The 13,682-nt window shown below is 70.2% G+C and carries 13 protein-coding genes; 12 read left to right on the top strand and 1 reads right to left on the bottom strand.

The window, feature by feature from the left end:
* Positions 1-31: 31 nt before the first annotated feature.
* Genes OC372_RS15420 through OC372_RS15410 form a run of 3 tightly spaced genes read left to right on the top strand, consistent with a single transcriptional unit; the run spans position 32 to position 2,801 of the window.
* The gene (locus OC372_RS15420; protein ID WP_029262533.1) at positions 32-865 is read left to right on the top strand and encodes a purine-nucleoside phosphorylase; all 834 of its coding nucleotides are present in this window, start codon (positions 32-34) and stop codon (positions 863-865) included.
* Positions 862-2,535: a phospho-sugar mutase gene (locus tag OC372_RS15415; protein ID WP_262002603.1), complete on the top strand. Its 1,674-nt coding sequence runs from the start codon at positions 862-864 to the stop codon at positions 2,533-2,535. Before OC372_RS15420 ends, OC372_RS15415 begins: the two co-directional genes overlap by 4 nt.
* A 2-nt stretch (positions 2,536-2,537) precedes the next feature.
* On the top strand, positions 2,538-2,801 hold the full coding sequence (locus tag OC372_RS15410) for an HPr family phosphocarrier protein (protein ID WP_029262535.1): 264 nt from the start codon (positions 2,538-2,540) through the stop codon (positions 2,799-2,801).
* Positions 2,802-2,809: 8 nt separating this feature from the next.
* On the opposite strand, the gene OC372_RS15405 is transcribed toward OC372_RS15410, so the two are convergent.
* On the bottom strand, positions 2,810-4,732 hold the full coding sequence (locus OC372_RS15405) for a BglG family transcription antiterminator (protein ID WP_262002602.1): 1,923 nt from the start codon (positions 4,730-4,732) through the stop codon (positions 2,810-2,812).
* 166 nt (positions 4,733-4,898) lie between these two features.
* Between OC372_RS15405 and OC372_RS15400 the strand changes: the two genes are divergently transcribed.
* The 9 genes from OC372_RS15400 to OC372_RS15360 all read left to right on the top strand — a co-directional run bounded on the left by OC372_RS15400 (position 4,899) and on the right by OC372_RS15360 (position 13,677).
* Positions 4,899-5,216, top strand: a complete 318-nt coding sequence (locus tag OC372_RS15400; protein WP_262002601.1) for a PTS sugar transporter subunit IIB — start codon at positions 4,899-4,901, stop codon at positions 5,214-5,216.
* Complete coding sequence (locus OC372_RS15395) at positions 5,213-5,494, top strand: HPr family phosphocarrier protein (RefSeq protein WP_262002600.1); 282 nt, start codon at positions 5,213-5,215, stop codon at positions 5,492-5,494. Before OC372_RS15400 ends, OC372_RS15395 begins: the two co-directional genes overlap by 4 nt.
* Entirely contained in the window at positions 5,491-7,176 is a 1,686-nt protein-coding gene (ptsP, locus tag OC372_RS15390) for a phosphoenolpyruvate--protein phosphotransferase (RefSeq protein ID WP_262002599.1), read from the top strand. Before OC372_RS15395 ends, ptsP begins: the two co-directional genes overlap by 4 nt.
* A complete protein-coding gene (locus tag OC372_RS15385) occupies positions 7,173-8,801 on the top strand; it encodes a PTS mannitol transporter subunit IICB (protein WP_105710874.1) in 1,629 nt (542 codons plus the stop codon). The genes ptsP and OC372_RS15385 overlap by 4 nt, the downstream gene beginning before the upstream one ends.
* On the top strand, positions 8,798-9,232 hold the full coding sequence (locus tag OC372_RS15380; protein ID WP_262002598.1) for a PTS sugar transporter subunit IIA: 435 nt from the start codon (positions 8,798-8,800) through the stop codon (positions 9,230-9,232). Before OC372_RS15385 ends, OC372_RS15380 begins: the two co-directional genes overlap by 4 nt.
* The gene (locus OC372_RS15375; RefSeq protein WP_262002597.1) at positions 9,229-10,386 is read left to right on the top strand and encodes a mannitol-1-phosphate 5-dehydrogenase; all 1,158 of its coding nucleotides are present in this window, start codon (positions 9,229-9,231) and stop codon (positions 10,384-10,386) included. The genes OC372_RS15380 and OC372_RS15375 overlap by 4 nt, the downstream gene beginning before the upstream one ends.
* Positions 10,387-10,472: 86 nt before the next feature.
* Positions 10,473-11,765 (top strand): flavin-containing monooxygenase, encoded by a 1,293-nt coding sequence (locus OC372_RS15370; RefSeq protein ID WP_262002596.1) that lies wholly within the window; start codon positions 10,473-10,475, stop codon positions 11,763-11,765.
* A complete protein-coding gene (locus tag OC372_RS15365) occupies positions 11,762-12,712 on the top strand; it encodes a bile acid:sodium symporter family protein (protein ID WP_105710878.1) in 951 nt (316 codons plus the stop codon). The genes OC372_RS15370 and OC372_RS15365 overlap by 4 nt, the downstream gene beginning before the upstream one ends.
* Entirely contained in the window at positions 12,712-13,677 is a 966-nt protein-coding gene (locus OC372_RS15360; protein WP_262002595.1) for an SDR family oxidoreductase, read from the top strand. The genes OC372_RS15365 and OC372_RS15360 overlap by 1 nt, the downstream gene beginning before the upstream one ends.
* Positions 13,678-13,682: the final 5 nt, after the last annotated feature.

The following is a 13,682-nucleotide window of genomic DNA, read 5'->3' as shown; positions in this document are numbered from 1 at the left end:
CCCGGAGCCTGCACCTTCCTAGAGTGGATCCATGCCCGAAACGCACAGCAATCCTCTCGATGACCCGACCGCGAACCCGTTCGAGGTCGCCGCCCAGGCCGCCGCCGACATCGCGCGTCTGACCGGAGTCGAGAATCACGACATCGCCCTCACCCTCGGCAGCGGCTGGGGCAAGGCCGCCGACATCATCGGCGAGACCGTCGCGACGATCCCCGCCACCGAGGTGACCGGGTTCTCGAAGCCCGCGCTGGAGGGACACGTCGGCACGCTCCGCAGCATCCGCACGCCCGGGGGCAAGAACGTCCTCGTCATCGGCGCCCGCACCCACTACTACGAGGCCCACGGCGTCCGTCGCGTCGTGCACAGCGTCCGCACCGCCGCCGCCACGGGGGCCAAGATCATGGTGCTCACGAACGGCGCCGGAGGCATCCGCGAGACGTGGACGCCCGGCCAGCCGGTGCTGATCAGCGACCACATCAACCTCACCGCCGACTCCCCGCTCGAGGGAGCGACCTTCGTCGACCTGACGGACCTGTACGCGAAGCGCCTCCGCGACATCGCGCGCAGCATCGACCCGATGCTCGACGAGGGCGTGTACACCCAGTTCCGCGGCCCGCACTACGAGACCCCGGCCGAGGTGCAGATGGCGAAGCACATCGGTGGACACATCGTCGGCATGTCGACCGCTCTCGAGGCGATCGCCGCCCGCGAGGCCGGCATGGAGATCCTCGGGTTCTCCCTCATCACGAACCTGGCTGCCGGGATCCAGCAGACCCCGCTCAGCCATGCCGAGGTGATCGAGGCGGGCCGCGAGGCCGAACCGGTGATCTCGGCGCTCCTGGCCAGGGTGGTCGAGGCCCTGTGAGCGAGGAGCGGCTCGCACAGGCGCGCGCCTGGCTGCGACAGGACCCCGATCACGAGACCCGCGACGAGCTCGCCGGTCTGATCACTCGAGCCTCCGGCGGGGACGGCGCCGCTGTCGCGGAACTCGACGACCGGTTCCGCGCGCGCCTCGAGTTCGGAACCGCCGGCCTCCGCGGCGAGCTCGGCGCGGGAAGCAACCGGATGAACCGCGTCCTCGTGGCGCAGGCGGCCGCGGGATTCGCCGCGTACTTGCGCGAGAAGGCGGCGGAAGGGCGCACCGCGACCGTCGTGATCGGCTACGACGGCCGCCGGAACTCCCGGGTGTTCGCGACGGACTCCGCCGAACTCTTCGCCGGTGCCGGTCTGCGTGCGATCCTGCTGCCCCGCCTGCTGCCGACCCCCGTGCTCGCCTTCGCCGTGCGCCACTTCGGCGCCGACGCCGGCGTCATGGTGACGGCGAGCCACAACCCGCCGAACGACAACGGCTACAAGGTGTATCTCGGCGGCGCCGACCAGGGCTCGCAGATCGTCTCCCCCGCGGATGCCGAGATCGCCGCGCACATCCAGCGCACGGCCGACACCGGCTCCGTGGCGGCGCTGCCCCGCTCCACGGCCTACGAGACCGCCGGCGAGGACGTCGTCGAGGCCTACATCGCGGCCACCGCCGCCGTCGCTCCCGCACCCGCCGGATCCTCCGGCATGCGGTGGGTCTACACCGCCATGCACGGGGTGGGCTGGGAGACACTGTCGCGCATCGTCCGGGAAGCCGGCTACCCCCAGCCGTTCGTCGTCGACGAGCAGCTCACGCCCGATGCGACCTTCCGCACCGTCTCGTTCCCGAATCCCGAGGAGCCGGGGGCGATGGACCTCGCCTTCGCGCGGGCCCGCCGTGTGAAAGCGGACTTCATCCTCGCCAACGACCCCGACGCCGACCGCCTGGCGGTCGCTGTTCCCGACGACTCCGCCGCGGACGGCTGGCGTCGCCTGACGGGCAACGAGGTGGGACTTCTGCTCGGTGCGAGGGCCGCCCGCGCCGCGGCCGGCACCCCCGGAGCCTCGCTCGCCTGCTCGCTCGTGTCGTCGCCCGGACTGGGTGCCGTCGCCGCGCACCACGGACTCGACTTCCACGAGACCCTGACCGGATTCAAGTGGATCTCCCGCGCCCCCGGCATCGTCTTCGGATTCGAGGAGGCGCTCGGGTACCTCGTGAACCCCGAGACCGTGCGCGACAAGGACGGAGTGTCCGCGGCGGTCGCCGTGCTCGGACTCGCCGCCGAGGCGCGAGACCGCGGGGCCACGCTCGTCGATCTGCTCGATGAGTTGGGCGAGACGTACGGGCACTTCGCCAGCGGCCAGGTCTCGGTGCGCGTCGAGGATCTCGCCGTCATCGGCAATGTCATGCTCGCGCTGCGCTCGCTGCCGCCGACCCAGATCGCCGGACGCAGCATCACCTCGGCCGAAGACCTGCTGCAGGCGGCACCGGGACAGCCCTCCGGCGACGTGCTGCGGTATCGCCTCGGCGACGGCTCGCGTGTCATCGTCCGGCCGAGCGGCACCGAACCGAAGCTCAAGGTCTACATCGACGCCAGAGCGGACTCCGCCGACGCCGCACGCGGTGCCGTGGCCGAGCTCGAGGCGGGAGTGCGCGCCCTGCTCGACGAGCGCTCCTGAGCATGCCCACCCGACGCCTGATCGTCAGCGCGCACAACGGCGCGCACGCCCGGCCGGTGGCCGAGCTCGTGCGACTCGCGCAGTCGCACGGAGCCCCGGTGACCCTGCGCACCGCCGACGGCACGACCGTCGACCTGAGCAGCGTGCTGGCGGTCATGGACCTCGGGATCTCGTCCGGTGACGCGGTCGTGCTCGAGACGGCGGCGTCCGACACCGCGGACGACGTGCTGGATCAGCTCGCCGAGGTGCTCGCGCCTCGGGCGTGAGACGCGGATCAGCCGTCGATCACCGCGACGAGCTCGTCGAGGAAGGCCTCGAACGTGGTGCCCCTGCGGACGATGCGCTGCACGCTCTCGCGCTCGCTGAACACCTCGACCAGCTGCTCGAAAACCGTCTGGAACGCCGCCCGATCGCTCTCGCTGAACGCGGCGAGCGCGACGACCTGCACGCGTCCGCCGCCCCACGCGTCCGAGCCGTCCGCCACACCGATCGCGATGGCCGTGCGGGTCGCCGTCATCTGCAGCGCGTGCGGCACCGCGAGCGCATCCGTGAAGGCGGTCGACGACATCCGCTCGCGCACGATCGTGTTCTCGACGTAGTCCTCGCCGATCAGTCCCGCCCGCACCAGGAGACCACCGAGACGCCTGATGATCGCCTCCTCCCCCTCATCCGGCAACGGGAAGACGTAGGCGTCGGCCAGGAAGTAGCGCGCGAGTTCGCCGCGTAGGCGGGTGAGGCGTCGCCCGCGTCGGACGCGGGCGGCGGCCTGCTGGATGCGGTCGACGTCGGCGTCCGTCAGGAACGGCTGGATGCGGACGAATCGGTCGCCCGCATCCCCCGGTTCGATCGTGCTCAGGACGAGATCGGTGTCGAAGGAGGTCCAGTCGGGATCGACGTTGGTGACGACGGTCGTGACCTCGATCGCCGAGCCGAGTGAGCGGTCGACGCTCGAGCGCAGCAGCTCGTGCAGCTCCTGGTAGCCGGGGCAGACGATCGTGGCCGTCAGGATCGACTCCGCCTTGCGACTGCGCTCGAGTCGCCCGCCGACGTGCATGGCGATGTAGGCGATCTCATCGTCGTGGATGGGTGTGCCGACGCGGTCGTGGAGCCCGCTCGCAATCGAGACCGCCACCTCGAAGATCATCGGATACGTCGTCTTGAGCGAGCGGGTGAGCGGGTTGCGCGTCAGTGCGCTCTCCTCGGCCCGCCGCAGCAGGTTCTGCACGTGCAGGGCGAGTCGGAGGACGAAGGTCTCGTCCACGAGATCGACCTGGAAGTCTTCGGCGGCGCGGGCGATCTCCGCCCGGACCGCGGCTTCGACGGCCGGGTCCACACCGCTGCGCGCGACCTCTCTCGTCGCGTCCTCCCCCGGCGCGACGATCCGGGTCAGGACCAGGGAGGCGAGGTGACCGCTGTCGCCGTCGCCGAGGACCACGTCGAAGTGCTCGGCGGCGAGCCGGGCGATGACGGCACCCACCCGCGGGATCTCCTCCCGGGCACCCGCCGGCGACGACTCGAGGGCGTACCCCGCGGCCACCCGCTCGGCGGCGATCGCGATGTGCAGCAGCACGTCGGCGATCGCGAGCTCGTTCACGTAGTAGCCGAGCTCGCCGAGTTCCCGCACCAGTGACGTCTTGAACGGACCGACCGCGCTGGCGGCCACCGCAGACCTCGACAGGGCACGCCGGAAGGTCTCCGGATGGAAGGAGGCGTCATCCATCTCGTCGTGCGCGAGTCTGCTGAGCAGGCGCCGCTGGGCGGCTTCGTTCCCTCGCAGTCGCACCCTCTCGCGGTCGCGCTCGAGCGCGAGTTCGGTGCCGTCGAGCAGACTGCGCACCCTGACCAGGTCCGCCTCGAGAGTCGCCTCACTCACGTGCAGCTCGTCAGCCGTGTCGAACACGTCGATCCCGGCGGGCTCGTCGAGCAGCAGCCGCACCAGCGTGTGCAGACGATCGCGGGGCGCGGACTCGCCGGTCTGGCGCATCCGGAGCGCACCACGGGCACCGGATCCTGCGCGATACCCGGCCGGGCCGGATTCGATCACGCCGGCCCCCGGGGTCCGTGCGTTCAGCGCTGCCACGTACGACCGGATGCTGCGGGGCGTGACGCCGAGCAGATCGGCGAGGCTGGCCGCCGTCGCCCACCCCTCCTGGCGCAGCAGAGCGGTGAGGAGCTGGTCCTGGCGCTGGCGCGACATGATCCTCCCCTTCCCGCTTGGTGACCGCACTGTCTCGACGTGGTCTCCATGATGTCAGCATGCCGGCATCCCCGGGCGGAAACCGGGGTTCCGCCCGGGCGGAAAGGAACCTGTTGGTGCGGCACCCCTCCTGGTTCCCAGACTGTTCTCAGGAAGGTGGGAATCGATGAGGATCCTCGTGGTGTGCGGCGCCGGCGCGTCGAGCACGTTCGTCGCGCTGCGGCTCCGCACTGCCGCGACAGCGGCCGGTCTCGGCTGGGATGCCGTGGCGGGCACCGAGAGTTCCGTCGCCGGCTCCGACCACGACCTCGTCCTCGTCGGTCCGCATCTCGGTGACCGGCTCGAGGCGATACGCCGCAGCGTGGAAGCGCCCGTCGCCGTGCTTCCTGATGACGTCTTCTCCGACCGTGACGGATCCCGCACCCTCGACTTCGCCCGATCGATCCTCGCCGCCGCCGGCGACACCCCGAAAGGAACATCATGACCGCCACCCGCACCGTACGGATCGGCTCCTCCCACGGACTGCACGCCCGCCCCGCGAAGCTCTTCGCGCAGGCGGCCAAGGACTCGCGCCTCGCCGTGACGATCGCGAAGGACTCGGGCAAGCCGGTCAACGCCGCCAGCATCCTCGGCGTGATCTCGCTCGCGATCGAGTACGGCGACTACGTGACCCTGACGGCCGACGGCGACGGGGCCGAAGGCGTGCTGGACACGCTCACCGAGCTCCTCACCACCGACCATGACCAGGACGCCGCCGGATGAGCGAGCTGCGCGGGGTGGGCATCGGTCTGGGTGTGGCCCAGGGACCGGTCGTCCGCATGGCCGAGGCGATGCCGGCTCCGGAGAACACCCCGAGCACGGTGGGCGCCGAAACCGAACGCGCGCGAGTACGCGAGGCGGTCGCGACGGTCGCCCGCGAACTGAACGAGCGCGGTGAGGCGGCAGGCGGTGCCGCACAGGATGTGTTGGAAGCGCAGGCGATGATCGCCGAGGATCCGACGCTCCAGGAGGAGGTCGACGAGCGGATCGACGCCGGGGCGACCGCCGAATGGGCGGTACACGATGCGTTCGCAGGCTTCCGCGCCACACTCGAGGCCGTCGGAGGGTACCTCGGCGAGCGCGCCGCCGATCTCGACGACATCGCGCAGCGCGTCCTGGCGCACCTGCGCGGCGTCGATGCGCCCGGCGTCCCGAACCCGGGACACCCGTTCGTCCTGGTCGCCCGCGACCTCGCCCCGGCCGACACCGCACTCCTGGACCTGGATCAGGTGCTCGCCCTGATCACGACCGACGGCGGGCCGACCTCCCACACCGCGATCCTCGCGAGGGAGAAGGGCATCGTCGCGATCGTCGGCGTCGGAGTCGGCACGCAGCTCGTCACGGGCGAGACGGTGATCGTCGATGCCGCCAGCGGCGTGGTCACCCGCGAGCCGACGGAGGACGAGAAGGACCGCGCAGCTCAGCGCGCCGCCGCCCGCCAGTCGGCCGACACCGCTCCTCCCACTCCCGGCGCCCTCGCCGACGGCACACCTGTCGCGCTGCTCGCGAACCTGGGGAAGCCCGCAGATGCGGCCGATGCGGTCGTTCGGGGGGCCGAGGGCGTCGGGCTGTTCCGCACCGAGTTCCTGTTCCTCTCCTCGGCACAGGCGCCGACCATCGCCCAGCAACGCGAGTCGTACCGCGAACTGTTGGCGGCCTTTCCCGGCAAGAAGGTCGTGGTCCGGATGCTCGATGCCGGCGCCGACAAGCCGCTGGCATTCCTCAACGACGCGCACGAGGAGAACCCGGCGCTGGGGCTGCGGGGTCTTCGGGCGCTGCGCGCGAGCGAAGACATCCTGCGCGAGCAACTGACGGCGCTGGCCGAAGCCGACGCCGAGACCGAGGCCGATCTCTGGGTGATGGCTCCGATGGTGGCCACCGTCGAGGAGACCATCTACTTCACCGGTCTCGCCCGCGAGTACGGGCTGCAGACCGCGGGCGTCATGGTCGAGATCCCGGCGAGCGCCCTGCTCGCCGACCGGGTGCTCGCGCATGCCGACTTCGCCTCGATCGGCACGAACGACCTCACGCAGTACACCATGGCGGCCGACCGGATGCTCGGCTCGGTCGCCGGTTTCCAGGACCCCTGGCATCCGGCCGTGCTCCGCCTGGTGCGCGAGGTCGGCGATGCCGGTGCCCGCCTGGGCAAGCCGATCGGCATCTGCGGCGAGGCCGCCGCCGATCCGCTCCTCGCCGTCGTGCTGGTCGGTCTCGGCGCCACGAGTCTCTCGATGGCGCCCCCAGCGCTGGCCGATGTGCGACACGCGCTCTCCGAACGCACCCCGTCCGAGGCGCGGAGCCTCGCCGAGGCCGCCCTGGCCGCCGACGATGCCTCCTCCGCCCGAACCGCCGTGGCGATGCTCGCCGCGGAACTCCCCCTTCACAAGAAAGAGACGACATCATGACGACGACGTCACCTGCCGCCACCAAACCCGGTGGCCTCCGCGTAGGAGTGCAGCGTTTCGGCACCTTCCTCTCCGGCATGATCATGCCGAACATCGCGGCCTTCATCGCCTGGGGCTTCATCACGATGCTCTTCATCGCCGTCGGCTGGCTCGGGTGGTGGCACCCGGTCTCCGACCTGCTCGGCGGCTTCGGCAACGCCGATCTCGTCGGCTGGGAGGGTGCGATGACGACCCTGGCACAGACCGAGGACGGCGCCACCTTCCCGCAGTACGTGGGCCTGGTCGGGCCGATGGTCACGTACCTGCTGCCCCTGCTGATCGCCAACACCGGCGGACGCATGATCTACGGCGAGCGCGGCGGCGTGGTCGCCGTCATCGCCACGATGGGCGTGATCGTCGGCACCAACATCCCGATGTTCCTCGGCGCCATGATCATGGGCCCGCTCGCGGCCTGGATCACCAAGCAGATGGACAAGCTGTGGGAAGGGAAGATCCGCCCGGGCTTCGAGATGCTGGTGAACAACTTCTCCGCCGGCATCCTCGGAATGCTGCTCGCGATCATCGGCTTCTTCGTGTTCGGTCCGGTGATCCTCGGTGTGAGCACCTTCCTGGGCAAGGTCGTCGATTGGCTCGTCGACGCTCAGCTGCTGCCGCTGCTCTCGGTCGTCGTCGAGCCGGCCAAGGTGCTGTTCCTCAACAACGCCATCAACCACGGAGTGTTCACCCCCCTCGGTCTCCAGCAGGTCGAGGAGACCGGCAAGTCGATCCTGTTCCTCATCGAGGCGAACCCCGGCCCCGGCATCGGACTGCTGCTGGCGTTCAGCTTCTTCGGCGTCGGTGCGGCGAAGGCGTCCGCTCCGGGAGCGGCGATCATCCAGTTCTTCGGCGGCATCCACGAGATCTACTTCCCGTATGCGCTGAGCAAGCCGATCACCATCATCGCGCTCATCGCGGGTGGGGCCACCGGCGTGACGACGAACATGCTGCTGAACGGCGGACTCGCCTTCCCCGCGGCGCCGGGCAGCATCATCGCGGTCACCGCCGCGGCCGTCGCACCGGCTGCGGGCGGATTCGCGAACCTGCTGGTGGTCTACCTGTCGGTCGTGCTGGCCGCGACCGTGACCTTCCTGCTCACAGCCGCGTTCCTGCGGGCCTCCCACAAGCGCGACCTCGAGGCCGAGGGCGACACCTTCGGCGACGCGATCGCACAGACCGAGGCGAACAAGGGCAAGTCGTCCGCGGCGATGGATGCGCTGCGAACCTCGACGGCATCGGCCGCGCCCGCTGCGACGGATGCGGTGCCGAGCGCGACCGCCGTCGCCGCCGCACCGATCGAGCGGATCGTGTTCGCGTGCGACGCCGGTATGGGCTCATCGGCGATGGGCGCCAGCGTCCTCCGCAACAAGCTCAAGAAGGCCGGCATCGAGGACGTGAACGTCACCAACCAGGCCATCGCGAACCTCGACGGAACGGCCGACGTGGTGATCACGCAGCAGCAGCTCACCGAGCGCGCCACGGCGAAGTCGCCGAACTCGGTCCATGTGTCGGTGGACAACTTCATGAACTCGCCCCGCTACGAAGAGGTCGTCGAGATGGTGCGGGCACAGCGAAAGGACACAGAATGAGCGTTCTCACCCCCGAGCAGGTCCGCATCCACCCCGGCGGGGCGACGCGGGACGAGGCGCTCCAGGAGGCCACGGACATCCTCGTCACCGCCGGAGCCGTGACCCCCACCTACGTCGACGCGATGCGGCAGCGCGAGGAGACGGTCTCGACCTTCATGGGCAACGGCCTGGCGATTCCGCACGGCACCAACGACGCGAAGGACGCCATCCTCGCCTCGGCCCTGTCGGTCGTCCGCTACGACGGCGGTGTGGACTGGGCAGGCGATCCCGCGACCTTCGTGATCGGCATCGCCGGGATCGGTGACGAGCACCTGGAGATCCTCTCCCGGATCGCGATCCTGTTCTCCGAGGAGGACGACGTGGCCCGGCTCTCCGCAGCACAGACCCCGGAGGAGCTCTACGCCCTCCTCTCGGAGGTGAACGAGGGATGAAGGCGGTCCACTTCGGGGCGGGCAACATCGGGCGCGGTTTCGTCGGGCTGCTGCTCCGCCAGGGCGGATACGAGGTCGTGTTCTCCGACGTCGCCGATGCTCTGGTGGACGCGATCAACGCGGTCGACTCGTACACCGTGCACGAGGCCGGCCCCGGAGGGACCGACCATGTCGTCACCGGTTTCCGAGCCGTCAACAGCCGCACCGATCCCGCCGCCGTGGCGGAGGAGGTCGCGACGGCCGATGTCGTCACGACCGCGGTCGGACCGACGGTGCTGCGGTTCGTGGCGCCGTCGATCGTGGCCGGACTCGCCCTTCGTTCCCCCGATTCCGCGCCTCTGCAGGTCATGGCTTGCGAGAACGCGATCGGCGCCACCGATCTGCTCCGCCACGAGATCGCGACGGCGGCAGGGGCGGATGCCGAGACGCTGCTGGCCCGCGCGGTCTTCGCGAACACCGCGGTCGACCGCATCGTGCCGGCACAGCCCGCAGACGGCGGCGTCGACGTCACGGTCGAGCCGTACTACGAGTGGGCGATCGAATCGGGTCCGTTCGGCGGCACGCTGCCGACCATCCCCGGCGCGCACTTCGTGGACGACCTGGCGCCGTACATCGAGCGCAAGCTCTTCACGGTGAACACGGGGCACGCCGCCACCGCGTATTTCGGGGCCCGCGCCGGGATCGACCGCATCTCGGACGCGCTGGCCGATCCCACCATCGCGGCGAGCGTGTCGGCCGCGCTGGAGGAGACGTCGGCCGTGCTGGTCGCCGAGCACGGGCTGGATCCGGCCGACCTCGCGGCGTACCGCGCCACGATCCTCGAGCGGTTCCGCAATCCCGCACTCGTCGACACGGTGCAGCGCGTGGGAAGGCAGCCGCTGCGCAAGATCTCGCGGCACGAGCGCTTCGTGGGACCCGCGGCGATGGCTGCGGAGCGCGGCCTGCCGATCGTGGCTCTCGTGGCGGCCGTGTCGGCAGCACTGGAGTTCGACGATCCGGCCGACGAGCAGTCGGTCGAGATGCAGGAGCTGCTGCGCATGGAGGAGCCCGCCGCGTTCACCTCCCGCACCACGGGCCTGGATCCCGAGCATCCGCTGTTCCCCGCCATCCGGGAGGCCGTCGCAGCGCGTCAGCAGCACCTCGGGACCGCCTGACCCCTCGGAACTCGACGCCCCCGCTCACCCGTTACGATCGGTGGGCGGGGGCGTTTTTTCGAGCACACTGACGTGCGGGGAGCAGCATGAACAGATACGCCGTGATCGGCGCGGGTCCATCGGGGTTGGCCGCGGCGCGTGCGCTGCAGAAGCGCGGAATCGTGGTCGACGGCTACGAGGCCTCGCACGGCGTGGGTGGGCTCTGGGACATCACCAATCCCCGCAGCACGATGTACGAGTCCGCGCACCTGATCTCCTCGCGCACCACGACGGAGTTCGCCGAGTTCCCGATGCGCTCGCGGGTCGACTACCCCGGGCACCGGGTGCTGAAGGAGTACTTCGACGACTTCGCCGATCACTTCGGGCTCGCCGGGCTGTTCCGGTTCGACACGCGCGTCACCCGCCTCGAGCCTCGCGACGGCGGTTGGGAGCTGACCAGTTCGGGCCCCGACGGCACAGAAACGCGCTGGTACGCCGGCGTCGTCCTCGCCAACGGGACCCTCGCCGAGCCGAACGTACCGACGTTCCGTGGGGAGTTCTCGGGCGAACTGCTGCACACCAGCGCGTACAAGTCCCCGGAACAGCTGCGCGGCAAGCGGGTGCTCCTGATCGGCGCCGGGAACTCGGGCTGCGACATCGCTGTGGATGCCGTGCATCACGCCGTGTCCGTCGACATGAGCGTGCGACGCGGGTACTACTTCGTGCCCCGCTACCTGTTCGGCAAGCCCAGCGACACCCTCAACCAGGGCCGCCCGCTGCCGGCGCGCATCAAGCAGGCGGTCGACAGCCGCGTCCTGCGGGCGTTCACGGGAGACCCCGTGCGGTTCGGGTTCCCGAAGCCGAACTACCGCATCTACGAGTCTCATCCGATCGTGAACACCCTGATCCTCAACCACCTGGGCCAGGGCGACCTGCGCATCCGCTCGGGCATCGACCGCTTCGACGGGCAGACGGTGCACTTCCGCGGCGGCAGCGCCGACGAGTACGACCTCGTGCTGCTCGCCACCGGCTACACCCTGGACTATCCGTTCGTCGACCGGGAGCACCTGCACTGGCAGGGAGCCTCGCCACGGCTCTTCCTGAACGTCTTCCCCGCCTCGTTCAACGGCCTCTACGTGATGGGCATGATCGAGGCGTCCGGCATCGGCTGGCAGGGTCGCTACGAACAGGCGGAGCTGCTCGCCGCCTACCTCGACGCGGTGGAGATCGATCCCACCCGCGCCGCCCGCTTCCGCGACCGGGTCACGGGAACGGCGTGGCCCGATGTCACGGGCGGCTATCACTACCTGGGCCTCGACCGGATGGCGTACTACGTCAACAAAGACGCCTACCGGGGCGCCGTGCGGCGCGAGAAGAGTGCACTGGAGGCCTCGGCATGAACGTCGACGACGTCGTCCTCTCGTTCACGCCCGGCACGCTGACGATCCTCAACGTGGTCCTCGGCCTCATCATGTTCGGCATCGCGCTGGACACCTCACCGAGCGACTTCCGCGTCGTGGCGAAGCATCCGAAGCCGTTCGCGATCGCGATCCTCGCCCAGCTGCTCCTGCTGCCGATCGCGACGTTCCTGCTGACGCTCGTGCTCCCCGTGCCGCCGTCGATGGCGCTCGGGATGCTGCTCGTGGCCTGCTGCCCGCCGGGGAACATCTCCCAGGTGCTGACGCATCGCGCCGGGGGCAACGTCGCCCTCTCGGTGTCGCTCACCGCGGTGGGGAACCTCATCTACATCGTCGCGATGCCGCTGAGCATCACCTTCTGGGCCTCGCTGCATCCGACCGCTCGCACTCTGCTGCGCGACATCACGCTCGACCCGTGGCGGATGCTCCTGGAGATCCTCCTCATCGTCGGTCTCCCCTTCGCTCTCGGCCTGCTCCTCAGTGCGAAGGCACCCCGGTTCAGCGCCCGCGTGCAGCCGTTCGTGAAGTGGTTCAGCCTGATCGCCCTGCTCGGCTTCATCATCGCCGCCCTCGTCGGCAACTGGGCGGTGTTCGTGCAGGTGCTCGGCATCATCCTGCTGGTGGTCGCGGTGCACGACGCGGTGGCGCTCGCGCTCGGCTACGGCACTGCTGTGGTGGGCGGGCTCGGCACCCGCGAGCGCAAGGCCATGACCTTCGAAGTCGGCATCCGCAACGCCGGCCTCGGGCTGGGCCTGGTGTTCCTGTTCTTCGACGGCCTCGGCGGCATGGCGATCGTGGCCGGGTGGTGGGGCATCTGGGACATCGTCGCCGGCCTCGTCCTCGCCGGACTCTGGGCTCGGCACACCAGGAAGCGCACGGGATCGAGCACCGGCGATGCGAGCGGCCGCACGACCGTCGAGGCCGCCTGATGCCCCGGGTTCTGATCACGGGCGGCAGCGGCTTCCTCGGCTCGCACGTGGCGCTGGCGCTCGCTGCGCGAGACGACGTCGATATCGTGGTCGCCGCGGATCTGCGAGCGGGCGCACCCCGCGCGGGCATCATCGATGCCGCGCTGGATGTGACGGATGCGGCGGCGATCGCCCCGGTGCTGCGGCAGCACCGCATCGACACGGTCGTGCACCTCGCGGCGATCGTGAATCCCGGCCACGACGTCGATCTGGAGTACCGCGTCGATGTGACCGGTTCCGCCAACGTCCTCGCCGCGTGCGTCGAGGCGGGAGTCCGCCGCATCGTGGTCTCCAGCTCGGGCGCCGCGTACGGCTATCACTCCGACAACCCGGAGTGGATCGACGAGAACCAGCCGCTTCGCGGCAACGACGCGTTCCCGTACGCCCGGCACAAGCGGCTGGTCGAGGAGATGCTGGCCGAGCACCGGCGTACCCACCCCGAGCTCGCCCAGGTGATCTTCCGCATCGGCACGATCCTCGGTCCGACCGTGCGCAACCAGATCACCGCGCTCTGGCACGGGCGGCGGATCCTTCGCATCGCCGGCTCGGAGTCGCCCTTCGTCTTCGTCTGGGTCGACGACGTGGCGGCCGCGATGGTGCGGGCGGCGACCGACGGCCCGGCCGGCATCTTCAACGTCGCGGGTGACGGGCGGATGACGGTGCCGGAGATCGCCGCTCGTCTCGGCAAGCCGCAGCTCGTGCTGCCCGCGTGGGCGCTGTCGACGGCACTGCGGATCGGACGGACGCTGCGCCTCACCCCACACGGACCGGAGAAGGTCCCGTTCCTCCGGTACCGCCCGGTGCTGGCGAACCGTCGGCTGAAGGAGGAGTTCGGCTACACCCCGCGTCGCACGACGCGGGAGGCCTTCGAGGAGTATCTCCGCACGCACCCGGCCGTCGCCCGGAAGCGTGGTGACGCGGGGTAGCGTTG

The sequence above is a fragment of the Microbacterium sp. Mcb102 genome, from assembly GCF_024519805.1.
In the GTDB taxonomy this organism is placed as follows: Bacteria; Actinomycetota; Actinomycetes; order Actinomycetales; family Microbacteriaceae; genus Microbacterium.
The sequence above is the reverse complement of the archived record's forward strand: the minus strand, read 5'-3'. Positions and strand labels throughout refer to the sequence as shown.

Coding starts and splice junctions, on each gene's coding strand:
- OC372_RS15385 (WP_105710874.1), top strand. CDS start 7,173: ATGACGACGACGTCACCTGCCGCCACCAAACCCGGTGGCCTCCGCGTA.
- OC372_RS15410 (WP_029262535.1), top strand. CDS start 2,538: ATGCCCACCCGACGCCTGATCGTCAGCGCGCACAACGGCGCGCACGCC.
- OC372_RS15405 (WP_262002602.1), bottom strand. CDS start 4,732: ATGTCGCGCCAGCGCCAGGACCAGCTCCTCACCGCTCTGCTGCGCCAG.
- OC372_RS15360 (WP_262002595.1), top strand. CDS start 12,712: ATGCCCCGGGTTCTGATCACGGGCGGCAGCGGCTTCCTCGGCTCGCAC.
- OC372_RS15420 (WP_029262533.1), top strand. CDS start 32: ATGCCCGAAACGCACAGCAATCCTCTCGATGACCCGACCGCGAACCCG.
- OC372_RS15400 (WP_262002601.1), top strand. CDS start 4,899: ATGAGGATCCTCGTGGTGTGCGGCGCCGGCGCGTCGAGCACGTTCGTC.
- OC372_RS15370 (WP_262002596.1), top strand. CDS start 10,473: ATGAACAGATACGCCGTGATCGGCGCGGGTCCATCGGGGTTGGCCGCG.
- OC372_RS15365 (WP_105710878.1), top strand. CDS start 11,762: ATGAACGTCGACGACGTCGTCCTCTCGTTCACGCCCGGCACGCTGACG.
- OC372_RS15380 (WP_262002598.1), top strand. CDS start 8,798: ATGAGCGTTCTCACCCCCGAGCAGGTCCGCATCCACCCCGGCGGGGCG.
- OC372_RS15375 (WP_262002597.1), top strand. CDS start 9,229: ATGAAGGCGGTCCACTTCGGGGCGGGCAACATCGGGCGCGGTTTCGTC.
- ptsP (WP_262002599.1), top strand. CDS start 5,491: ATGAGCGAGCTGCGCGGGGTGGGCATCGGTCTGGGTGTGGCCCAGGGA.
- OC372_RS15395 (WP_262002600.1), top strand. CDS start 5,213: ATGACCGCCACCCGCACCGTACGGATCGGCTCCTCCCACGGACTGCAC.